This is a genomic window from Amycolatopsis sp. NPDC104863, assembly GCF_055582965.1.
On record NZ_JBVJOW010000007.1, the window covers coordinates 465066 to 486121 of the forward strand.

Annotated in this window: 18 protein-coding genes; 14 read left to right on the forward strand and 4 right to left on the reverse strand. The window is 70.7% G+C overall.

Annotated features, from left to right (window positions below; all coding sequences use genetic code 11):
* The first annotated feature begins 150 nt into the window (after nt 1–150).
* Nucleotides 151–1641, forward strand: coding sequence for a glycoside hydrolase family 28 protein (locus tag ACZ63J_RS35450; RefSeq protein WP_465399076.1), 1491 nt, complete (start codon nt 151–153; stop codon nt 1639–1641).
* A gap of 176 nt (nt 1642–1817) precedes the next feature.
* On the opposite strand, the gene ACZ63J_RS35455 is transcribed toward ACZ63J_RS35450, so the two are convergent.
* Nucleotides 1818–2996: a glycoside hydrolase family 88/105 protein gene (locus ACZ63J_RS35455; RefSeq protein ID WP_465399077.1), complete on the reverse strand. Its 1179-nt coding sequence runs from the start codon at nt 2994–2996 to the stop codon at nt 1818–1820.
* Between the two features lie 354 nt (nt 2997–3350).
* Between ACZ63J_RS35455 and ACZ63J_RS35460 the strand changes: the two genes are divergently transcribed.
* Nucleotides 3351–5123: an alpha-L-fucosidase gene (locus ACZ63J_RS35460; protein WP_465399078.1), complete on the forward strand. Its 1773-nt coding sequence runs from the start codon at nt 3351–3353 to the stop codon at nt 5121–5123.
* Here ACZ63J_RS35460 and ACZ63J_RS35465 read toward each other — a convergent pair.
* Nucleotides 5102–6340, reverse strand: a complete 1239-nt coding sequence (locus tag ACZ63J_RS35465) for an MGH1-like glycoside hydrolase domain-containing protein (RefSeq protein WP_465399079.1) — start codon at nt 6338–6340, stop codon at nt 5102–5104. The two genes, ACZ63J_RS35460 and ACZ63J_RS35465, sit on opposite strands and share 22 nt — an antisense overlap.
* Nucleotides 6341–6428: 88 nt before the next feature.
* On the opposite strand from ACZ63J_RS35465, the gene ACZ63J_RS35470 reads away from it, so the two are divergent.
* The 3 genes from ACZ63J_RS35470 to rpsO all read left to right on the forward strand — a co-directional run bounded on the left by ACZ63J_RS35470 (nt 6429) and on the right by rpsO (nt 10310).
* Nucleotides 6429–7577: an ROK family transcriptional regulator gene (locus ACZ63J_RS35470; RefSeq protein ID WP_465399080.1), complete on the forward strand. Its 1149-nt coding sequence runs from the start codon at nt 6429–6431 to the stop codon at nt 7575–7577.
* A 306-nt stretch (nt 7578–7883) separates the two neighbouring features.
* The gene (locus tag ACZ63J_RS35475; protein WP_465399081.1) at nt 7884–9815 is read left to right on the forward strand and encodes a S53 family peptidase; all 1932 of its coding nucleotides are present in this window, start codon (nt 7884–7886) and stop codon (nt 9813–9815) included.
* A 225-nt stretch (nt 9816–10040) separates the two neighbouring features.
* Nucleotides 10041–10310: a 30S ribosomal protein S15 gene (rpsO, locus tag ACZ63J_RS35480; RefSeq protein ID WP_465338185.1), complete on the forward strand. Its 270-nt coding sequence runs from the start codon at nt 10041–10043 to the stop codon at nt 10308–10310.
* Nucleotides 10311–10339: 29 nt separating this feature from the next.
* Here the strand turns inward: rpsO and ACZ63J_RS35485 are convergent, their stop codons facing one another.
* Nucleotides 10340–11884, reverse strand: coding sequence for a sensor histidine kinase (locus ACZ63J_RS35485; protein ID WP_465399082.1), 1545 nt, complete (start codon nt 11882–11884; stop codon nt 10340–10342).
* A 158-nt stretch (nt 11885–12042) separates the two neighbouring features.
* Here ACZ63J_RS35485 and ACZ63J_RS35490 point away from each other — a divergent pair, with 158 nt between their 5' ends.
* Genes ACZ63J_RS35490 through ACZ63J_RS35500 form a run of 3 tightly spaced genes read left to right on the forward strand, consistent with a single transcriptional unit; the run spans nt 12043 to nt 15126 of the window.
* A complete protein-coding gene (locus ACZ63J_RS35490) occupies nt 12043–13404 on the forward strand; it encodes a purine-cytosine permease family protein (protein WP_465399083.1) in 1362 nt (453 codons plus the stop codon).
* 46 nt (nt 13405–13450) lie between these two features.
* Nucleotides 13451–14122: an SDR family NAD(P)-dependent oxidoreductase gene (locus ACZ63J_RS35495; RefSeq protein WP_465399084.1), complete on the forward strand. Its 672-nt coding sequence runs from the start codon at nt 13451–13453 to the stop codon at nt 14120–14122.
* The gene (locus ACZ63J_RS35500) at nt 14119–15126 is read left to right on the forward strand and encodes an S-adenosylmethionine:tRNA ribosyltransferase-isomerase (RefSeq protein ID WP_465399085.1); all 1008 of its coding nucleotides are present in this window, start codon (nt 14119–14121) and stop codon (nt 15124–15126) included. The genes ACZ63J_RS35495 and ACZ63J_RS35500 overlap by 4 nt, the downstream gene beginning before the upstream one ends.
* 174 nt (nt 15127–15300) lie before the next feature.
* On the opposite strand, the gene ACZ63J_RS35505 is transcribed toward ACZ63J_RS35500, so the two are convergent.
* Nucleotides 15301–15699, reverse strand: a complete 399-nt coding sequence (locus tag ACZ63J_RS35505) for a hypothetical protein (protein WP_465338180.1) — start codon at nt 15697–15699, stop codon at nt 15301–15303.
* 289 nt (nt 15700–15988) lie between these two features.
* Here ACZ63J_RS35505 and ACZ63J_RS35510 point away from each other — a divergent pair, with 289 nt between their 5' ends.
* From ACZ63J_RS35510 to ACZ63J_RS35535, 6 genes are all read left to right on the forward strand, one after another.
* On the forward strand, nt 15989–17047 hold the full coding sequence (locus tag ACZ63J_RS35510) for an ABC transporter substrate-binding protein (protein ID WP_465399086.1): 1059 nt from the start codon (nt 15989–15991) through the stop codon (nt 17045–17047).
* A gap of 19 nt (nt 17048–17066) precedes the next feature.
* Nucleotides 17067–17858, forward strand: a complete 792-nt coding sequence (locus ACZ63J_RS35515; protein WP_465338178.1) for an ABC transporter ATP-binding protein — start codon at nt 17067–17069, stop codon at nt 17856–17858.
* The gene (locus tag ACZ63J_RS35520; protein WP_465338177.1) at nt 17845–18729 is read left to right on the forward strand and encodes an ABC transporter permease; all 885 of its coding nucleotides are present in this window, start codon (nt 17845–17847) and stop codon (nt 18727–18729) included. The genes ACZ63J_RS35515 and ACZ63J_RS35520 overlap by 14 nt, the downstream gene beginning before the upstream one ends.
* Before the next feature lie 78 nt (nt 18730–18807).
* Nucleotides 18808–19173: a DUF1761 domain-containing protein gene (locus ACZ63J_RS35525; RefSeq protein WP_465399087.1), complete on the forward strand. Its 366-nt coding sequence runs from the start codon at nt 18808–18810 to the stop codon at nt 19171–19173.
* Nucleotides 19170–19991: an SMP-30/gluconolactonase/LRE family protein gene (locus ACZ63J_RS35530; protein WP_465399088.1), complete on the forward strand. Its 822-nt coding sequence runs from the start codon at nt 19170–19172 to the stop codon at nt 19989–19991. The genes ACZ63J_RS35525 and ACZ63J_RS35530 overlap by 4 nt, the downstream gene beginning before the upstream one ends.
* A gap of 114 nt (nt 19992–20105) precedes the next feature.
* Nucleotides 20106–21047 (forward strand): acyl-ACP desaturase, encoded by a 942-nt coding sequence (locus ACZ63J_RS35535; protein ID WP_465399089.1) that lies wholly within the window; start codon nt 20106–20108, stop codon nt 21045–21047.
* The last annotated feature ends 9 nt before the right edge of the window (nt 21048–21056 follow it).

The following is a 21056-nucleotide window of genomic DNA, read 5'->3' on the forward strand; positions in this document are numbered from 1 at the left end:
GGGGGGACCCGCGTCCGACTGGGGGTGACGCGGGTCCTCCCCGGCTTTGTCGGGAAAGGGCGTGATCTTGACAGTTCCCACGCGCCACTCGTAATCTGAGGGCTCCGCCGTCGTGCCGAATTTTTCGATTCCATGACAAGGCGGGTTCACGTGAAAGCGAAAAGAACCGTTCTGCTGATCACCTTCGCGGTGGCGGGACTGGTGACCACCGGCGCCGGGGTCTCCTCGGCCGCGCCCGGCGGCGTTTACGACGTCAAGGACTACGGGGCCAAGGGAAACGGTTCCACCAACGATTCCGGGGCCATCGACAAGGCGATCACCGCGGCCAGCGCGGCCGGTGGCGGCACCGTCCGGTTCACCTCCGGCACCTACAAGTCGGCCAACACCGTCCACCTCAAGAGCAACGTGACGATCCAGCTCGACGCGGGCGCGACGATCAGCGGGTCGAGCGCGGACAGTTACGACAAGCCCGAGTCGAACCAGTGGGACAAGTACCAGGACTACGGCCACAGCCACTTCCACAACGCGATGTTCTCCGGCGACAAGCTGACGAACATCGGGTTCACCGGCGCGGGGACGATCGACGGCGGGGGAAACCTCATCACCGGCAACCCGAAGTCCGGCGAGGCCGACAAGATCCTTTCGCTCACCCGCTGTGACGGGCTCACGCTGTCGGGGATCAAGCTGCGCCGCGGCGGGCACTTCGCGGCGCTGATCAACGGCTGCACGAACGTCGTGTCGGACAAGCTCACGATCGACACCGCGAGCGACCGCGACGGCTGGAACATCATCAGCACGACGAACGTCACGATCACCAATGCGAACATCGCGGCGAACGACGACGCACTGGTGTTCAAGAGTGACTACGCGCTCGGCGCGAAACTGCCGAACGGGAACGTCACGGTGAACAACGCGAAACTGTCGGCGCAGTGCTGCAACGCGCTGATGTTCGGGTCCGAGACGTGTGGTGACTTCACCGGCTACCAGTTCTCCGACATCACCATCACCAGCGCCCACAAATCGGGCATCGGCATCGTTTCGATGGACGGCGCGAAGATCTCGGACGTCCATTACCGCAACATCACGATGTCGGGCACGTACTCGCCGGTCATGATGAAGATCGGCACACGCAAGCGGTGCGGCAACTCCCCGGGGGTCGGCTCGATCAGCGGCATCACGTTCGACAACGTCACGGGAACGCACACCGGCACCAACTTCAGCCCGACGATCTGGGGCGCCGACAGCACACACCGCGTCTCGGACGTCACCTTCACCGGCGTGCACCTGAACGTCCCGGGCGGCAACGGCACGATGGGGACCGGCGTCCCGAGCAACGACGCGACCGACTACAACCCCAAGAGCATCGGCACCCGCCCGTCGTACGGCTGGTACCTGCACTACGCGTCGGGGGTGAAGTTCGTGGACAGCTCGGTGGAGTTCGCCAAGGACGACGGCCGGCCGGCGAGCATCATCAACAACAGCTCCGACATCACGTTCGACCACTTCACCGCGGAGAAGGGCTCGAAGAGCCCGTTCGACATCGGCTTCCAGACGGTGACGGGCTACTGCGTGAAGGACTCGGCCACCACGTCCGGCGCGTCCCTCCGCCTGAACACCTCAGGCTCCACCTCCACCTGCTGACCCGAAACCCGTATCTCCCGTGATCGAAGCCGGAACTCGCGTGACCAGAGCCGTAACTCGCGAGTTCCGGCTTCGATCACGCCAGTTCCGTGCTCGATCCCGCGAGTTCCGGCCTCCGTCACAGACGAAGGGGCCCCGGCCGGTGGCCGGGGCCCCTTCTGCGGCGCGCCTCGTGGTCAGTGGCTGTACTGCTCGTTCATGATGAGGAACGCGCCGAGGCCGTGGAAGTCGTTGGTCTTGCGCGCGCGGGCGTAGTAGTACGACAGGTCGCCGACGTTGGTTCCTTCGCAGATGTCCGTGATGTTCGTCAGGCCGTCCGAGCCCACCGAGACCTTCCGGAGGACTCCGGCGTACCCGCGGTCCGCCACCGCCTGGTACGACGCCGGCAGGTAACCGCGCTGGACGCCGCGGGCCATCGTGAACGTGTACATCGACGACGCCGACGTCTCCAGCCAGTTCTTCGAGTCGGCGCCGCGGTCGACCACCTGGTGCCACCGGCCGGTCGCCGGGTCCTGGTAACGCTCGTAGCCCGCGGCCAGGAACCGCACGATGTCGATCAGGGCCGCGCGCCGCGGGTGGTTGGCCGGCAGGACCTCGAGGATGTCGATGGCGGCCATGCCGAACCAGCCGATCGCGCGGGCCCAGTGGTACTTCGAGTGGTGCCCGGCGCCGGACGCCCACGACTCGGAGCCGTCCTCGTCGTAGGCGTGGTACAGCAGGCCCTTCGCCGGTTCGCGAAGGTGGCTGAAGTACACCACCAGGTTCTTCGCCGACTCCTCGAAGCAGTACGCGCCGTCGTCGAACGCCGCGCCGTACAGCGCGAGGAACGGCTGGGCCATGTACACACCGTCGCCCCACAGCTGGCCGACCTTGCCGGTGGCGTGGAACATGCCGCCGTCGGACGTCCGCGGGTACGCCGAGAACCGCTTGCGCAGCTGGTCGGCAGCCGTTTTGTACTTCGTGCGGCCGGTCTCCGCGAACAGCAGCGGGAGCATCTGGCACGAGCGCATCGAGTCGAGGTTGGTGAAGCTGTTCGAAATCCCCTTGTCGGTGATGAAGCGGTCGTACCACGCGACGATGTAGTCGAGGTACTTCTTCTCGCCGGTGCGCTTGTAGAAGAGGTACTGACCGTAGAGGTACAGCCCGAGGGTGTACCCCCAGCCGCCGATCTTGTCGGGGGTGTAGCGCTTCATCGTCGAGTCGATGACGGCCCGCGACCAGTCCGGCGGCGGCGCCGCCGCACCGGCCGGGAGGGCCGCCCGCGCGACGGGACCCGCCGCGGCGAGGGCGCCGAGGGCGCCCAGGGTGCCGGCCAGGACCGCGCGCCGGGTCGGGCGAAGGGGGTGCTCGGACATTCGTCGTCCTTTCGTGCACTGGCCCCCGCGACGCGGTGAAAGGGTGGCCGGGATGCCGATCCGCCGTCCGTCGGCATCCCGACCAGCTCTGGGGGGCGCGGCGTGCTGCCCGTGTCGCCGGAGCGGTGGTCTTCGAGCGAAAGCGCTCTCTGGCCTGAACATCTACTCGCCTCCCGGACGCCCAGTCAAGCAGAGATCGGATCTCTAGCGTCATATATCAGATATTTAACCCGTATGGCGGCAGGTTCGGTGTACCGGCAGTCGAAACACGCGAAAAAGGTCGGACCTGAGGGTTGACCGCCCGGCGAACGCAGGAGTACACCACCGAGTGGACCAGACCACTGGAGGTCACTCATGTCAGCCAGGTTCCTCCGCCGGATAGCCGTCGCGTTCGCCGCGGCGCTCGTGGTGTCCGGGCTCCTCGCCGCACCGGCGTCGGCCGATCTGCAAAAGCCTTCCCAGCAGTGGCTGCGCGACAGCCAGGCGGGCCTGTTCCTGCACTGGGGCATGCGCACGTCGCCGGGCTACACCAGCTGCAGCGCCTGGGAGAAGGCGATCACCGACGGCGGGTGGAGTCCCGCTTACTGGGTCAGCGAAGCCAAGAAGCTGCACGCGTCCTACCTCGTGCTCGCCTCGTTCCACAGCCGGCTCGGCTACTCGCGGGCCTGGCCGTCGAAGATCCCGGGCAGCTGTGCCACCAAGCGGGACTTCCTCGGCGAGCTGATCGCCGCCGCGAAACCCCAGGGCCTCAAGGTCATCCTCTACATGACCAACGACGCCCAGTGGCACGACGAGGGCGGCCACGAGTGGCTCGACTCGGCCGGCTACTCGAAGTACAAGGGCAAGACCGTCAACCTCGACAGCCAGGACGGCTTCGGCCAGTTCAGCTACGACAACTTCTTCGAGGTCATGAAGAACTACCCCGACCTCGGCGGGTTCTGGATCGACAACGACAACGCGTACTGGGAGTCCCACGACCTGTACAAGCAGATCTACCAGCAGCGCCCGGACTACCTGCTGAGCAACAACAACGAAGACACGCCGATCATGGACACGATCAGCAACGAGCAGAAGACCGGGATGAGCCCGTCCTACGACTACCCGCAGGCGACGTACACGGCGATGCCGCGGCTCACCGAGGCGTGCTTCAAGCTGCCCGACAGCGGCTCGTGGTGGTACGGCGGCACGAACTCCTCGGTCGACAAGAAGCTCAACATCGGCCGGCTGGTCACGAACTCGGGCTCGTCGATCAAGTCGCTGATGGCCGAAACGGCGATGGTCAACGGGAAGTTCCCGTCGAACCAGGAGGCGTTCAACAACTTCGCGGACACTTACCTGAGCGCGATCTGGGAGTCGCTCGGCGGCACCGAAGGCGCCGGGTACATGTACGGCGGCATGCAACCGGGCTTCTGGAACGACGGCGCGCACGGCGTGATCACCATCAAGGGCGACACGCAGTACGTCCACGTGCTGACCAAGCCGTCGACGAGCACCCTGAAGATCCGCGACAACGGCTACCGCGTCGGCAAGGTGACGAACCTGCGCACCGGCGCCCCGATCGCCTTCACCCAGGGCGGCGGCAGCCTGACGCTGTCGGGTCTGTCCTCTTGGGACACCTACGACACGGTGTTCGAGGTCGAGACCGCCGGCCGCACCGGGACGTACGACCCGAAGACGGTGACGCTCAAGGCGAGCGCGTCGGCGAGCGGCCACAGTGGACAGGCGGCGAGCGACGGCGACTACCTGACCTACTTCGACAACAACAAGACCCTCCCGGTGAACCTGGACTACGACCTCGGCTCGGCCAAGAAGGTCCAGTACCTCGGGATCAACCAGCGGGAGGACTCGGTCAGCTACGCCCGATCGGAGGGTGAGCAGTCCGCGCGGATCAAGGCGTACCAGGTGTTCGTCTCGAGCGACGGCAAGAACTGGGGGAGCGCGGTCAAGTCCGGCACGCTCCCGAGCCACCGCGGTGTCCAGTTCGTCGACCTGTCGGCGGTGACGTCGAGGTACGTGCGGCTGCAGGTGACGAGCACGTACGCGGCGTCCAGCGACAGCACCCGGTACAAGCGGCTGCGGATCGACGAGACCTGGCTCGGGTCGGACTACGCGACCGCGGCGGGCTGAGCGAGGAGGTCGAGGGTGAGGGCCGCGGTCCAGCTGAACGAGCGGGTGCCGTGGCCCTCTCCCGTGAGCGGGTCCACGTACTCGGCGAAGTCCGTACGGGCGGCCGTCGCGACGAGGTCGTCGCGCAGGTACGCGGCCAGGGCGTGCTCGCCGTGGCGCAGCAGGCCCTCCCGGACCAGCCAGCCGACGTTGAACCACGACGGCCCGCGCCAGTAGCGGGCCGGGTCGAACGTCGGCGCGGTCAGGTCGTGGCTCGGGACACCGTGGACGCTCCCGAGCCGGAACCGCGGGCCGGTGGCCGTCGCCAGCAGTGCCGGGGCGACGGCCAGGTCGGGCAGCAGCAGCGGCAGCAGGCCCGCGCAGGTGTACTCGGGCGCGAGCGCGCCGGTGCGGACGTCGCGGGCGAAGAAGAAGCCGTTGTCCCACAACGTCTCCTGCATCGCCTTCGCGACGCGCGCCGCGGACTCGCGGTGGCCGGCCGCGGCCGCGGGCAGGCCGAGCTCCTCGGCGATCTCGGCCAGCGCGAGCTCGGCGTCGGCCAGCAGCGCGTTGAACCCCGGGTCTTCCACGGCGAAGTCGCCGGGGTCCTGGTAACCGCTGTCCCGGTAGCCGGCCGCGAGCCGGACGTACCGGCCGTAGTCCTCGTCGCTCGGGCGGTCGGCCGCGGCGCCGTGCTGCAGGTCGCGACGGACGAACCCGCCCACCGGCGTGACGCGCGAAAGCGGGCCGTCCCAGGCCGGGCTGTTGTCCATCCCGGACTCCCACGGGTGCACGATCGCCGCGAGCCCGCGCCCGCCCGCGTCCCGCGAAACCCGCAGGTACTCGTGCCAGGCCCGCAGCTTCGGGTACAGCGTCGCGAGGAAGCCGGGGTCGGGCTCGGCGCGGTGCACGGCGAGCACGGCCCGCGCGTGCACCGGCGGCTGGATCAGCCCGGACGTGCGGTTCGCCCGCCAGAAGTCCGGGCCGGGGAAGTAGGCCTCCGGTGGTGTGTCCGGGTTGAAGAGGATGTGCGGCACGCGGCCGTCGCGCCACTGCGCGGAGAAGAGCGTTTCCAGCTCGAGCCGCGCCCGCGCGGGGTCCAGGTGACGCAGGCCGAACGCGATGAACGCCGAGTCCCAGCTCCACTGGTGCGGGTAGAGCCCGCGCGAAGGCACCGTGGACGCGCCGAGCCAGTTGTCCGCCAGGACCGCCGCGGCCCGCCCCCGTGTTACGTCCATGTGTCCAATCTATCTCCTACTTATGTCTTGTCAATGGACAAAAGTCCGGGACTGAGATGATGCCACCAGACCGAAGAGGGGGTTCGGGATGACGGCTCCGACGTCGGCCGGCGAGCTGTTGCGGCTGGTCAGGACCGGGCAGGCGACCACGCGCAAGGCTCTGCTCGTGCGCAGCGGGCTGTCCCGCTCGACGTTGACCGCGCGCCTGGACCAGCTCCAGACGGCCGGCCTGCTGATCGAAGGCGGCCGGGAGGACTCGACCGGCGGCCGCCCGGCGCGGCAGCTGCGCTTCGACGACCGGCACGCCGTGGTCCTCGCCGCCAGCATCGACACGATGCACGCCGAGGCGGCGCTCACCGACCTGTCCGGACGGCGGCTGGCGCACCGCGAGGGCGCCGTGCGGGTCGCCGACGGCCCGGAACCCGTGCTCGGCCGGATCGCCGAATGGTTCGAGGCGATGCTCGCGGAGGGCGACCGGCCGGTCTGCGGCGTCGGCATCTCCGTGCCCGGCCCGGTCGAACCCGGCCGCGCCCGCGTCACGCAGCCGCCGATCATGCCCGGCTGGGACGGCTACCCGATCGACGCCTACCTCGGCGCGCGGTTCGGCGCCCCGGTGCTGGTCGACAACGACGCGAACCTGATGGCGCTGGGGGAGCACCGCGCCCGGTACCCGGACTCGGCCGCGCTGGTGGTCGTCAAGGTGTCCACCGGGATCGGCGCCGGGCTGGTGATCGGCGGTGAGGTGTACCGCGGCATCGACGGCGGCGCCGGCGACATCGGGCACATCCGCCTGCCCGGCCACCCGGAGGCCCGCTGCATGTGCGGCTCGCTCGGCTGCCTCGCGGCGGTCGCCAGCGGGGGCGCGCTGGCCGCCCGGCTGACCGAGCTGGGCCTGCCGACGACGTCGGGCTCGGGGGTCCGCGACCGGATCCTGGCCGGCGAACCCGCAGCCGTGCGGCTGGCCGAGTTCGCCGGGCGCCAGGTGGGGGAGGTGCTCGCGACGCTGGTCTGCGTGGTCAACCCGGGGGTGCTGGTGGTCGCCGGCGACCTCGCCGAACCGCACTTCGTCGCCGGGGTCCGCGAAGTGCTCTACCGGCGGGCGCTGCCGCGCGCGACGCAGCGGTTGCAGGTCGAAATCGGCGGCCGCGGTGAAGCGCTCGGCGGGGCCGTGGTGATGGTCGTGGAGTCCGTGTTCGCCCCGGCCGAGGTGGACCTCAGGCTCGCCGCGCGGGCCTGACCACGGCCGAAGTGCCGTCACGGCCGGGGGAGTCCAGAGTGGACGGAGCATCCGACTTTCGTAGGTGGCGGGGGCCCGGCCGGCGTGGTCCGTAATACGGTCACGAACCGGACTTACCGCGCATTGAGCACCATTCCTCGCGTTTTCCGCACGACAAATCGGATTTCCGTACCACGCCCGTGCGCACGTGAATTCGCGACCAGATAACGGTTCCGCAAGCACTTCCCGCGAAGGGAACGCCGATCTAGTCTCGTCCGGTGTTCTAGGTCCTTCAACTGGGGGCCGCTTTCGAAGAGGGAGATTTCTGTGCGAAGAAGCTCCACCCTGCTCCTTTCGCTCGCGGTGGTGGGTGGCCTGACCGGCGCCCTGCCGGCGACGGCGTCCGCGCAGGGGCGTCAGGACATTCCGCAGTCGCACCCGTTGTGGGCGAACGCGCAGGCGAAGGTCGCCGACACGGCGCCCGCGTCCAAGCTCAGCTTCCGGGTCTACCTGAACCAGCGCGACAACGCCGGCGCCGAGGCGCTGGCGCAGGCCGTGTCCGACCCGGACAGCAAGACCTACCGCCAGTTCCTGAGCACCGACCAGGTGCGGGACCGGTTCGCCGCCAGCGACGCGACGGTCAACGCCGTCAAGGCGTGGCTGACCGGCAGCGGGTTCAGCATCGGCGACGTGCCGTCGAACCGCGCGTACGTCGAGGCCACCGGCACCGCCGACCAGACGCAGAACGCCTTCGCGGTCAAGCTGGGCAAGTACAAGGTCAAGGGCCAGACCCTCCGCGCCGCCGACAAGAACCTGTCGGTGCCGGCGAACCTGGCGAACGACGTGCTCGGTGTTGTCGGTGTCGACCAGGCCACCAACCTGTTCAAGCCCGACCACGCCACCGGCTCCGGGACGCCGTCCGACGTCGCCCCCGGCCCCGGCTTCCGCAACGCGAAGCCGTGCAGCGCGTACTACGGCGAGAAGGTCGACACCACCGACCCCGCCTACAACGGCAAGCACCTGCCGTACGCCCCCTGCGGCTACACCCCGGCGCAGCTGCGCTCGGCCTACGGCGTCGACAAGGTCGGCGCGGACGGCAAGGGCACCACGATCGCCATCGTGGACGCGTTCGCCTCGCCGACGATCTACTCCGACGCGAGCACCTACGCGAAGAAGAACGACCCGCAGCACCCGCTGAAGCAGAGCCAGTTCAAGCAGCACGTCTTCCCGGCGAACCCGGTCCTCGAGCCGCCGGACCAGTGCGACGCGGCGGGCTGGTACGGCGAGGAGACCCTCGACGTCGAGGCCGCCCACGGTCTCGCGCCGGGTGCGGACATCCTGTACGTCGGCGGCGAGTCCTGCGAGGACAACGCCCTCGACGTGGCGCTGAACTACGTGATCGCCGGCCACAAGGCCGACATCGTGTCGAACTCCTACGGCGACACCGGTGAAGACATTCCGGCCGACGAGGTCAAGGTCTTCAACCAGATCTCGCTGCAGGCGGTGCTCGAGGGCATCGGCGTCTACTTCTCCTCGGGCGACAACGGTGACGAGGTCCTGCGCCTCGGCACGCCGTCGCCGGACTTCTCCGCCTCGGCGCCGTGGATCACCGCGGTCGGCGGCACGTCCATCGCGATCGGCAAGGACGGCAAGCGGATCTTCGAGACCGGCTGGGAGACCAGCAAGTCCTCGCTGACCAACGGCGTCTACGGCCCCGCGGCCTACACCAGCGGTTCCGGTGGCGGCACGAGCCGGCTGTTCACGCAGCCCTTCTACCAGAAGGGTGTCGTGCCGGACGCGCTGGCGAAGAAGAACCAGACCGGCAACACCAAGGGCCGCGTCGTGCCGGACATCTCGGCGATCGGTGACCCGAACACCGGCTTCCTGGTCGGCCAGACGCAGACCTTCCCGGACGGCGCCTACTACGACCAGTACCGGATCGGCGGCACGAGCCTCGCGTCGCCGGTGTTCGCCGGCATCATGGCGGTGGCCGACAGCTTCGACCACTTCCACCACGGCTTCATCAACCCCGTGATCTACAAGCTGACCTCGCGCACTTCGGCGATCAGCGACGTGAAGCACGTGGACGCCGCGGTGGAGCGCGTCGACTACGCGAACTCGACCGACGCTTCGGGTGGCCTGCTCACCTCGGTGCGCACGCTCGACTACCAGGGTCTGACCATCCACACGACCCCGGGCTACGACGACGTGACGGGTCTCGGCACGCCCAACGGGCTGCTGTTCCTGCTGCTCGTCTAGTTTCGCCTTGATCGGAAGGCCCCCTCGCCGTCCCGGTGAGGGGGCCCTTCGTTATTCGCTGGGACGCCGGGGGATCCGGGGTTATCTTGCGGAGCGCCACCCGCACGAGAGGAGAGCGTCATGTTCGCCGGTTCCGACCAAGACCTTCCCGGTCAGCGCGAACCCGCCCGGCCGTCCTGAGCCCGCGGAGCTTCGCGCCGGCCAGCACTCCTCGAAAGGGAGTTCATGGCGCTCGAAGCCGAACGCAAGCAAGCCATCATGGAGGAGTACGCGACCTTCCCGGGTGACACCGGTTCCCCGGAGGTCCAGATCGCGCTCCTGACCCATCGGATCCGGGAGATCACCGAGCACCTCGAAACCCACCGGCTGGACCACCACAGCCGCCGGGGGCTGCACGTGCTCAACGGCCGCCGTCGCCGGTTGATCGCCTACCTGCGCCGGACCGACATCCAGCGCTACCGGACGCTCATCGCGCGTCTCGGCCTGCGTAAGTGACCGGAGGGCTCGTGGGCGTCACCGGACGCTCACGAGCCCGCCAGCGGGATGACCGCGCAGACCGTGGTCCCGCCGGCGCCGCTGCGGACCTCGAGCTCCCCGCCCAGCGCCTGCACACGGTCCCGCAACCCCGCCAGACCCGTGCCGCCCTCGAGGTCCGCGCCGCCGACGCCCGAATCGGTCACCTCGACCCGCAGCTGCGCCTCCTCGATCGCGATCCGCACGTCCACGTGGTCGGTCTGAGCGTGCTTCAACGCGTTCGTCAGCGCCTCCGACGCCACGAAGTACGCCGTCGCCTCGACCGCCGCGTCCACCCGTGGCACTTCGCCGACCGAGAGCGCGACCTCGATCGGGATGCGGTCGGCCAGCGACCGGACCGCCGGGACCAGGCCCGCCTCGGTGAGGATCGCCGGGCGGATGCCGCGGGCCAGCTCGCGCAGCTCGGTGATCGCCGTCTGCAGCTCGTCGACCGTGCCCGTGAGCAGCCCCCGGACGGCCGGGGGCAGCGAGCCGCCGTGCTTGCGGTCGGCCATCCGCAGCAGCAGCACGACGCTGACCAGCCGCTGCTGGGCGCCGTCGTGCAGGTCGCGCTCCAGGCGGCGGCGCTCGTCGTCGCCCGCCGCGACGAGCCGGGCGCGTGACGCCCGCACCTCGGCCAGCCGCTGTTCCAGCTCCGCGGTGAGCCGTTGGTTGTCGAGCACCAGCCCGGCGGCCGCGTTCAGCGCGTCGATCGACCGGCTGTCCTTCCACACCTCGTCGTCCTGCACCAGCGCGGCCAGCCCGGTGCCGTCGCGTTCCAGCAGCAGCCGGATCATCTCGGCGTTGCCGACGCGGGCCCGCAGCACCCCGACGAGGAACGCCAGCGGCCACAGGCAGAACAGGATCCGGTAGAGCTGCAGCAGCGGCGCCGACAGCGGGTGGCCGTCCCCGAGCGCCGTGCCGGTGCCCGACGCCAGCGCGCCGAACAGCGCGATGACGATCACCGGCGAGAGCAGCCGCCGCTGCGGCAGCCGGCCGGACAGCCACCGGTAGAGCAGGACGACGACCACGCCCGCGCTGATCGCCGTCGCGACGAGCTCCAGCGCGCGGTCGGCGAAGGCGCCGCCCGCCGAGTCGGGCGAAATCGCCAGGAGGTCGCGGGGGTCGTCGTTGAACAGCAGCCCGACCACCCCCGAGCCGAGCACGACCAGGTACGCGGCCACGACGAGCAGCCGCTCCCACCGCGACCGCAGCCTGCCGTGCGGGAACGCCAGCACGAGGTGCGCGATCACCGGGCTGGACGCGGCCCGCAGCGGCACGGCGATCGTGTACAGCAGCGGGCTGCGCGTGAACTGCAGGTCTTCGAGGAACAGCGCGACCCCGGCGAGCGCGATCAGCACGCCGATCGGGTTGGCCGGGCGGCGGACGTGCGCGACCGCGCCGGCGAGGAGGAACAGGAAGCCGGTGACGGTGCTCAGCGCGGTGTCGAGCGCGGAGTGGCTGCCTTCCGCCGCCTTCAGCGCCAGCGCGGTGACGCCGAGCGCAAAACCGGCCGTGAGCAGGCCGGTCATCGCGAGCGTCCGCGGATGCTGCACCACACCACCCTCTCGGTGTGCTTCGCGGATCCAGCTCCGGGCAATCCTGGCGGGACCCCGCGGTGGTCCGGCAACGGCTAACCGTGATTCGCCCGTTCGGGCCGTCGCGTTACACCGGCCGGGCGCGCTTTAGGGTGACGCCGACGAGGAGGCAGCACATGAGCGGACTGGACGCCGACGTCTTCGGCGGGCGGATGCCCACCGGAGGCCGTGACCTGGCGATCGAAACCCACGGGATCGCGCCGGTCCCGGCGGGCAACCGGTTCGGGAAGCCGTGGCGGCTCTTCAGCGTCTGGTTCGCGCCGAACCTGACGATGACGGCGGTCTTCACCGGCACCCTCGCCGCGTCGCTCGGCCTCGGGTTCTGGACCGGGCTGGCCGCGATGCTCGCCGGCACCGTCCTCGGCTCGCTGCCGGTGGCGTACCTGTCCACCTGGGGACCGCGCACCGGCACCGGTCAGCTCCCGCTCGCCCGGCTGCCGTTCGGCCGCGCCGTGGTGCTCCCCGGCCTGGTGCAGTGGCTCGGCTCGATCGCCTGGGACGCGCTGGTCGGGCTGTTCGGCGGGGAGGCGCTGGCCGAGCTGACCGGGCTGCCGTTCTGGGCCGCGGTGCTGATCGTGCTCGTGCTGCAGTGCGCGCTCGGGGTGTTCGGCTACGCGCTGATCCACCGCGTGCAGGCGGTGATGAGCGTGCTGCTCGTGCTCGCCTTCGCCGCGCTCACCGTGAAGGTCCTTTCCGGCCACCCGATCGCCGCCGCCGACACCGCGTCGGGCGCCGACCTGGCCGGCGGCGTGGTGCTGTTCACGACGATCACGCTGTCGCTGGCGATCTCCTGGGCGCCGTACGCGTCGGACTTCAGCCGTTACCTGCCGGTCGAGACGTCGTCCCGGGCGGTCTTCTGGGCGACGCTGCTCGGGCTGACGGCGTCGTACGCGATCGGCGAAGGGCTCGGGCTGGCGTTGGGCGCGTCCCTGGGCGACCAGACGGCGGCCGGGGTCGCGCACCTGCTCGGCGGCGGGTTCCTGGGCGCGCTCGCGCTGGCGGTGATCGCGCTCGCGGCGGTGTCGTCGAACGCGATGAACGACTACAGCGGCTCGCTGGCCCTGCAGACCGTCGGCGTCCGGCTGCGGCGCCCGGTGTCGGCGGTGCTCGTCACGGTGCTCGCGTTCGCGCTGATCCTCTGGATGCACAGCGGCGACCTCTCGGCGAAGTTCGAGAACGTCCTGCTGTTCGTGAGCTACTGGATCCCGCCCTTCCTCGGAGTGGTCGTGCCGGACTGGCTCGCGCGGACCCGCGGCGGGCGGCGGGTGGACGTCCTCGCCTCGGTGACCGTCCGGCCCTGGGCGGCGGTGGTGGCGTTCGTCGTGGGGTTCGGGGCGGCGGTGCCGTTCATGAACACGTCCCTCTACACCGGACCGGTCGCCGCGGCCCTGCACGGCGCGGACCTCGCGTACTACGTCGGGCTCGTTGTTTCGCTGGCAGCGTATTTCCTGCTCCGGCGTCCGGTTGACCTCAAGTAATGTAGAGGTTTCACGATGGCGGGGTAGCCCTCTCGAGGAGGAACCCATGCCCACCGCACTGATCACCGGCGCGTCCGCCGGGCTGGGCCGCGCGCTCGCGGCCGCCCTGGTGAGTCGCGAGTGGACGGTCGTCGGCACCGGCCGGGACGCGGCCGCCCTGGCCGCGGCGGCCCGGGAGACCGGCTTCACGGCCGTCCCCGGCGACGTCGCCGACCCGGCCCACCGCGCTTCACTGGCCGACGCCTGCCCGTCGCTTGACCTGCTCGTCAACAACGCCAGTTCCCTGGGCGTCAGCCCGCTGCCGCCGCTGGGCCGGTATCCCTTGGCGGAGCTGGAAAACGTCTACCGCGTGAACGTCTTCGCGCCGCTCGCCCTGACACAGCTCCTGCTGCCCGCGCTGACGGCGGCGCGCGGCGTGGTCGTCGACGTCAGCTCGGACGCCGCCGTCGAGCCGTACGAAGGCTGGGGCGGTTACGGCTCGGCGAAGGCCGCGCTCGACCAGCTCACCGCCGTGCTCGGCGTGGAGAACCCGGAGCTGGCGGTGTACGCGGTCGACCCGGGCGACCTGCGCACGGCGATGCACCAGCGCGCGTTCCCGGGCGAAGACATCTCGGACCGCCCGCTGCCGTCGTCCGTGGTCCCGGCGTTCCTGCGTCTGCTCGCCGAGCGCCCGCCGAGCGGCCGGTACCGCGCCGCCGACCTCCTGGTGACGGCATGAGCATCCGGTTCGACCTCCCGGACGAGCTGTCGGCCTCGGCGCCCCCGGAGGCCCGCGGCCTGGCCCGCGACGAGGTCCGGCTGCTGGTCGCTTCGCCGTCGGGCGTCCACCACACGGTGTTCTCGTCGCTGGGTTCGCACCTTTCGCCGGGCGACCTGCTGGTGGTCAACACATCGGGAACCCTCCCGGCAGCGCTCGACGCGACCCGGGCCGGCCGCCCGCTGGTCGTCCACTTCGCGACGGAGCTGGACGACGGCGCGTGGATCGTCGAGCTCCGCGCCCCTGGTGGGCCGCTCCTCGACGGCCGCGCGGGCGAGCGTTTGGAGCTGCCCGAGGGTGCGTCGCTGACGCTGCTGGCCCCAGCGGTCCCGGGCGCGTCCCGGCTGTGGCGGGCGACGGTGTCCGTGCCGGTCAGGGAGCTGCTGGCGTCGGCCGGCCGGCCGATCCGGTACGGCTACGTCCCGCGGGCGTGGCCGTTGTCGGACTATCAGACGGTGTTCGCCCGCGAGCCGGGCAGCGCGGAGATGCCGTCGGCGGCCCGTCCGTTCACGACGGCCCTGGTGACCCGGCTGGTGACGGCGGGGGTGCTGTTCGCGCCGCTGCTGCTGCACACGGGGGTGTCCTCCCCGGAGGCGGCCGAGCCACCCCAGGCCGAGCGCTTCCGAGTCCCGGCAACAACGGCGGCGCTGGTGTCGTGGGTACGTGAGCGTGGCGGCCGGGTGATCGCGGTGGGGACGACCGCGGCCCGGGCGTTGGAGTCGGCGTCTTCCGGTGGTGTTGTCCGGGCGGCCGAGGGGTGGACGGATCTGGTGCTGGGCCCGGACCGGCCGGCCCGCGTGGTCGACGGGATCATCACCGGGCTGCACGCGCCGGACGCGTCGCATTTGTTGCTGCTGGAGGCGGTGGCGGGAGCGGGGCTGGTCCAGAGCGCCTATGACGCGGCGGTGGAGCGACGGTACTTGTGGCACGAGTTCGGCGACGTGTCCTTGTTGCTGCGCCACTGACCGACCCCACCGCAGGGGTCTGGCGTCGCGACCGCGGCAACCCGGGCGATCTTCCGCGAAAGTGCGCACTCAGCCCTTGCTCAAGCGTCGCGAATGGGTCATTGGGGACACCCCACGTCCCGAATGACCCATTCGCGACGCCAGCGGGCGCGGACAGCACCCGGACAAGCCCCCTCAGCGACCCACCGGCTCCCGCGCCTGCCGCCGCGACCGCACCAGCCCCGCGACCGCAACCACAGCGATCCCGAACCCCACCCCAGTCACCACCGAAGCCACCAAGCTCGCCGTCGCCGTCGCCAGCCCGAACGCGCCACCCAGATACACCGGGATGCTGACCGCCACCGGCAGCCAGTTCCGCAGCAGGAACGCGCGGTCCGAAGCGAGCCACAGCACCAGCGCCACGGCTCCGCCCGTCAGGACCGGGATCGCCCAGACGACCAGGCTCGTCGCCGCGTCCATGCCGAGCGACCGGAGCCACTCGAACGACGCCTGGCCCAGGCCGACGAAGAGCACGACCAGCGCCACGCGGACGCCCGTGGCCCCTTGGCCTCCTCGGTGTGCGGTGCTCGTCATGACATCCCTCCCGATCTCGTGGTCACCCATACCACGTTCGGGTGAAGCGAGCGGTTGCCCGGATAGGGGGATTTCCTGACTGAGCGTCCAGATGCCGGGAACATCGGACAGCGGGCTCCACACCCCTCATGCTCGTCCGGCACCACCTGAGAACAGGTCCCCTTAGGGGCGCTGGCCATCGATGTCAAGGAATCTCACGAGAATTCCCGGGATGCGGATGGCTATGCGCCCCAGTGGGTGACCGTGCGAACCTCGCCCCGAACACCGATCCCCGAAAGGCGACGCTGACGTGCGCACCCACCACAGAACCCGCTTCCTGGCTTCGGCGCTGGCCGCCCTGACCGCAGTGGGCCTGCTCGCGGGCTGCTCCCGCGCCGCGGAGAGCGCCGCGCCCGCCGCCAACGCCGGTGCGGCCGCCGAGGTGCGGCTCGGGTTCTTCCCGAACGTCACGCACGCGCCGGCGCTGATCGGCGTCAAGAAGGACTTCTTCAAGCAGGAGCTCGGCTCGACCAAGCTCACCACCCAGACCTTCAACGCGGGCCCCGAAGAGGTCAACGCGCTGCTGGGCAACTCCCTCGACATCGCCTTCATCGGCTCCGGCCCGGCGATCAACGCCTTCACCAAGTCCAAGGGCACCATCCAGCTGATCTCCGGCGCCGTCTCCGGCGGCGCGCAGCTGGTCGTCAAGCCGGACATCACCAGCGTCGACGGCCTCAAGGGCAAGACCATCGCCACGCCGCAGCTGGCCAACACCCAGGACGTCGCGCTCAAGAAGTTCCTCGCCGGCAAGAACCTGACCGGCCAGGTCAAGATCACCAACCTGGACAACTCCAAGACGCTCGACGCCTTCAAGAAGGGCGAGGTCGACGGCGGCTGGCTGCCCGAGCCGTGGGCGTCGCGGCTGGTGCTGGACGCCGGCGCGAAGGTCCTGGTCGACGAGAAGGACCTGTGGCCCGGCGGCCGCTTCCCGACCACCGTCGTCATCGTGCGCAGCGAGTTCCTGCAGCAGCACCCGGACACCGTCCGCGCCGTGCTGAAGGGGCAGCTGGCCGCGATCGACTGGGCGAAGGCCAACCCGGCGGACGCGAAGACCGTCGTCAACGGCGCGCTCAAGGAGCTCGCCGGCAGCAGCCTGAGCCCCGCGGTCATCGACCGCGCCTTCTCCGGCATCGAGCTGACCACCGACCCGATCCCGGCCGAGTTCCCGCAGCTCGCGCAGGACTCGGTCACCGCCGGAGTGGTGAAGACCGCGGTCGCGCTCAAGGGCTTCGCCGACTTCGGCCCGCTCAACGACGTGCTCAAGGAGAAGAACCAGCCCGCCGTGAACGCGCCCGAACTCGCCAAGTGATCCGGAGAGGCAGCTCACGATGACCACCACCCTCCCGACCGGCCGGACCAGTCCTCCCGGCGCGGCCGCGGTGCGCCTGGACGGCGTGCGCAAGACCTTCGGCCCGGCCGGGCGGGCGGTGGTCGCGCTCGACGGGGTCGACCTCGCGGTCGCGCCCGGGGAGTTCGTCTGCCTGCTCGGCGCGTCCGGCTGCGGCAAGAGCACGCTGCTGAACCTGGTCGCGGGCCTGGACGCGCCGTCGGCGGGGGAGATCACGCTGACGACGTCACGCCCGGCGGTCATGTTCCAGGAGGCCGCGCTGATGCCGTGGCTGACCGCCGCGCGCAACGTCGAGCTGCCGCTGCGGCTGGCCGGGTTCGGCCGGGCCGAGCGCCGGGCGAAGGCCGCCGAGCTGCTGGAGCTGGTGCGGCTGACCGGCGCGGGGGAGAAGCGGCCGCACGAGCTGTCCGGCGGGATGCGGCAGCGCGTCGCGCTCGCCCGCGCGCTGGCCGCGACCCTGCGGGTCGGCGGCGACACCGAGCAGGCGCTGCTGCTGATGGACGAGCCGTTCGCCGCGCTCGACGCCATCACGCGTGACGTCCTGCAGGGTGAGCTGCTGCGCGTCTACCGCAGCACCGGCACGTCGGTGCTGTTCGTGACCCACGACGTCCGCGAGGCGGTCCGGCTCGGGCAGCGGGTGGTGCTGCTGTCGTCGCGGCCGGGGCGCGTCGTGCGCGAGTGGACCGACGTGCCGCTGGCCGATCCCGAAGAGCTCTCCGACGAGATCACCGGGCACCTGCGAGAGGTGATCAGCACCCATGCCGCGGCTTGACCGGGCCGCCGAGGCCGATCTCGACGCGGTCGGCGCGGGCCTGGACTCGCTCGACGCCCCGGCCGGGGAACGCCGTCCGAGCTTCTGGAAGCGCTTCGCCTGGGGGTTCCTGCCGCCGGTGGGCGCGCTCGTGCTGCTCGTGGTCGTCTGGCAGGTCCTCTGGGCCGCGGCCTTCTGGCCCGAGACGCAGCTGCCCGCGCCGCTCGCGGTGTGGGACGAGTTCTGGAGCCGCGTCGTCACCGGTGAGGTGTTCGAGTTCGTCTGGACGTCGGTGCACCGTGCGGCCCTCGGGTTCTTCGCGGGGGTGGTCATCGGCACGCCGCTGGGCCTGCTCGTGGCGAAGGTCCGCGTGGTGCGGGCCGCGATCGGGCCGCTGCTGACCGGGCTGCAGAGCCTGCCGTCGGTGGCGTGGGTGCCCGCCGCGATCCTCTGGTTCGGGATCAACGACGGCGCGATCTACTTCGTCGTGCTGCTCGGCTCGGTGCCCTCGATCGCGAACGGCCTGGTGTCCGGCATCGACCAGATCCCGCCGATCCTGCCGCGCGTCGGCCAGGTCATGGGCGCGAACCGGCTCTCCTCGGCCCGGCACATCCTGCTGCCCGCGGCGCTGCCGGGCTTCCTCGCCGGCCTCAAGCAGGGCTGGGCGTTCTCGTGGCGCTCGCTGATGGCGGCCGAGCTGATCGCGCTGTCGCCGCAGCTGGGGGTCGGGCTCGGCGCGTACCTCAACCAGGGGTCCTCGCTCAACAGCATCGAGACGGTGATCGCGGCGATCTTCCTGATCCTGCTGGTCGGCATCGGGATCGAGCTGCTGGTCTTCCGCCCGCTGGAGCGTGCGGTGCTGCGGGCCCGCGGCCTCACTTCGTCGCTCTGAAAACTTCTCGCCCGTAGATGTCGAAGCCACGGCTTCGGCGTCGACGTCCCCTTCGCAAGCCGACGAAGGGAGCAGGCGATGGTGGTTCCGGTGCTGGTGGCGACGGTGGCGGCGTTCGTGGTGAGCGCGGTCTGGTACTCGGTGTTCGGCCGGGTCTGGGCGCAGCTGAGCGTGGCGGGGGCGGCCGCCCGGCCGTCACCGTGGCGGATGGGGGCGGAGTTCACCCGGACGCTGGTGCTGGTGGTGGTCTTCGCGGTGCTGGCCGCGGCGACGTCCTGGCCGGTCCTGGGCCTGGCCGGCCTGGTCTGGGTCGGGTTCCCGGTGCTGATCCTGGCGGGCTCGGTGCTGCACGAGCGGGTCCCGGTCCGGCTCGCGGCGTTGCACGCGGGCGACTGGCTGGTCAAGATCGTGGTCGTGGCGGCGGTGCTGGCGGTGTGGCGATGACGGGCGTGCTCCTCGACGGGATCGCGTTCGGCGAGTCCCCGCGCTGGCACGACGGCCGCCTGTGGTTCGCCGACTGGCTCGCGCACGAGATCGTGGCCGTTGATCCGGGCGGCACGCGCGAGGTGGTCTTCCGCGCGGACTTCCCGACCATGCCGATGTGCTTCGACTTCCTCGACGGCCGGCCGCTGGTCGTGTCGTCGTCGGACGGCCTGCTGCTGCGGCTGTCTGCCGACGGTTCCCTGGTCACGCACGCCGAGCTGGGCGGGACCGGCTACAACGAGATCGTCGTGGCCGGTGACGGCGGCTGCTACGTCAACGGCGGCGGCTTCGATCTGATGGCGGGGGAGGCGCCCCGCCCGGGCGGGATCCTGCACGTCACGCGCGACGGCGTCGTGCGGCGAGTGGCCGAGGACATCGCGTTCGGCAACGGGATGGCCCTCACCCCGGACGGCTCGACGCTGCTCGTGGCGGAGTCCTACGCGAACCGGCTGACGGCGTTCTCGGTCCGGCCGGACGGCGGGCTGACCGACCGTCGTGTGTGGGCCGACCTGGGCGAAGGGGTGCCGGACGGCATCGCGCTCGACGCGTCCGGCGCGGTCTGGGTGTCGGACGTGCCGGGCCGTTCGTGCACCCGGCTCCGCGAGGGCGGTGAAGTCCTCGAGCGGCTGAAGTTCGACCACGGGTGCTTCGCGTGCGCGCTGAGCGAAGACACGCTCTACCTGGTGACGCAGGAGTGGCGCGGGGTGTCCGGAGTCGGCACGGGGGAGGAGCGGACCGGGCGGATCCTGACGCATCCGGTCGAGGTCGGCCGGGCCTGAAGGCGCGGTGATGCCCCTCACGGAACGACTCGGCGGTGGCGTTCGTTGACGTAACCTACGGCACCGTAACTTACGGCCCCGTAGGTCTCGCCCCGATTCCGGAAGGACGTGCGCATGACCGTTTCCGAGAGCACCGCACTCATGTACGAGCTCGAGGGGACGGTCGAGGAGAACCTCAACCGCCACCTCTCGGCCGCCCAGGAGTGGATGCCGCACGAGTACGTGCCCTGGAGCGAGGGCCGGAACTTCGCCGACCTGGGCGGCGACGCGTGGGACCCCGAGCAGTCCCGGGTGACGCCGATCGCCCGGACCGCCCTCGAGGTCAACCTGCTGACCGAGGACAACCTGCCGAGCTACCACCGCGAGATCGAGCGCGCCTTCGGCCGCGACGGCGCGTGGGGCACCTGGGTGCACCGATGGACGGCGGAGGAGGGCCGGCACGGCATCTGCATCCGCGACTACCTGCTCGTGACGCGGGCCGTCGACCCGGTCGAGCTCGAGCGGATGCGGATGGCGACGATGCAGGCCGGCTACGAGACCGAGGACAAGCCGCTGCTGCGCGTCTGCGCGTACGTCTCGTTCCAGGAGCTCGCGACGCGGCTTTCCCACCGCAACACCGGCCGCTACACCCAGGACCCGCTGGCGGAGAAGCTGCTCGCGCGCGTGTCCACCGACGAGAACCTGCACATGGTCTTCTACCGCAACCTGATGAAGGCGGCGCTGGAGATCTCCCCGGACGCGGCGATGCGCGCCATCACCGACGAGGTCCTCGACTTCGCGATGCCCGGCGCGGTCATCCCGAGCTTCGCGCGCAAGGCGGCGCTGATCGCCAAGGCGGGCATCTACGATCTGCGCATCCACCACGACGACGTCGTGATGCCGCTGCTGCGGTACTGGAAGGTCTTCGAGCGCCAGGGGTTCGGCGAGGTCGGCGAGACGGCCCGCGAGGAGCTGGCGACGTTCCTGAAGGGCCTGGACGGCCAGGCCGCGCGCTTCGAGGAACGCCGTGACGCCGCGGCGGCCAGGGCGGCGGCCCGAGGCCTCCCGGCGGTGTGACGGCTGCGA

Bases quoted from the DNA above. Each gene is read 5' to 3' on its own strand.
- ACZ63J_RS35465 (WP_465399079.1), bottom strand. From the start codon at position 6,340: ATGGACGTAACACGGGGGCGGGCCGCGGCGGTCCTGGCGGACAACTGG.
- ACZ63J_RS35525 (WP_465399087.1), top strand. From the start codon at position 18,808: ATGGTGGTTCCGGTGCTGGTGGCGACGGTGGCGGCGTTCGTGGTGAGC.
- ACZ63J_RS35460 (WP_465399078.1), top strand. From the start codon at position 3,351: ATGTCAGCCAGGTTCCTCCGCCGGATAGCCGTCGCGTTCGCCGCGGCG.
- ACZ63J_RS35520 (WP_465338177.1), top strand. From the start codon at position 17,845: ATGCCGCGGCTTGACCGGGCCGCCGAGGCCGATCTCGACGCGGTCGGC.
- ACZ63J_RS35490 (WP_465399083.1), top strand. From the start codon at position 12,043: ATGAGCGGACTGGACGCCGACGTCTTCGGCGGGCGGATGCCCACCGGA.
- rpsO (WP_465338185.1), top strand. From the start codon at position 10,041: ATGGCGCTCGAAGCCGAACGCAAGCAAGCCATCATGGAGGAGTACGCG.
- ACZ63J_RS35505 (WP_465338180.1), bottom strand. From the start codon at position 15,699: ATGACGAGCACCGCACACCGAGGAGGCCAAGGGGCCACGGGCGTCCGC.
- ACZ63J_RS35530 (WP_465399088.1), top strand. From the start codon at position 19,170: ATGACGGGCGTGCTCCTCGACGGGATCGCGTTCGGCGAGTCCCCGCGC.
- ACZ63J_RS35515 (WP_465338178.1), top strand. From the start codon at position 17,067: ATGACCACCACCCTCCCGACCGGCCGGACCAGTCCTCCCGGCGCGGCC.
- ACZ63J_RS35500 (WP_465399085.1), top strand. From the start codon at position 14,119: ATGAGCATCCGGTTCGACCTCCCGGACGAGCTGTCGGCCTCGGCGCCC.
- ACZ63J_RS35495 (WP_465399084.1), top strand. From the start codon at position 13,451: ATGCCCACCGCACTGATCACCGGCGCGTCCGCCGGGCTGGGCCGCGCG.
- ACZ63J_RS35455 (WP_465399077.1), bottom strand. From the start codon at position 2,996: ATGTCCGAGCACCCCCTTCGCCCGACCCGGCGCGCGGTCCTGGCCGGC.
- ACZ63J_RS35535 (WP_465399089.1), top strand. From the start codon at position 20,106: ATGACCGTTTCCGAGAGCACCGCACTCATGTACGAGCTCGAGGGGACG.
- ACZ63J_RS35470 (WP_465399080.1), top strand. From the start codon at position 6,429: ATGACGGCTCCGACGTCGGCCGGCGAGCTGTTGCGGCTGGTCAGGACC.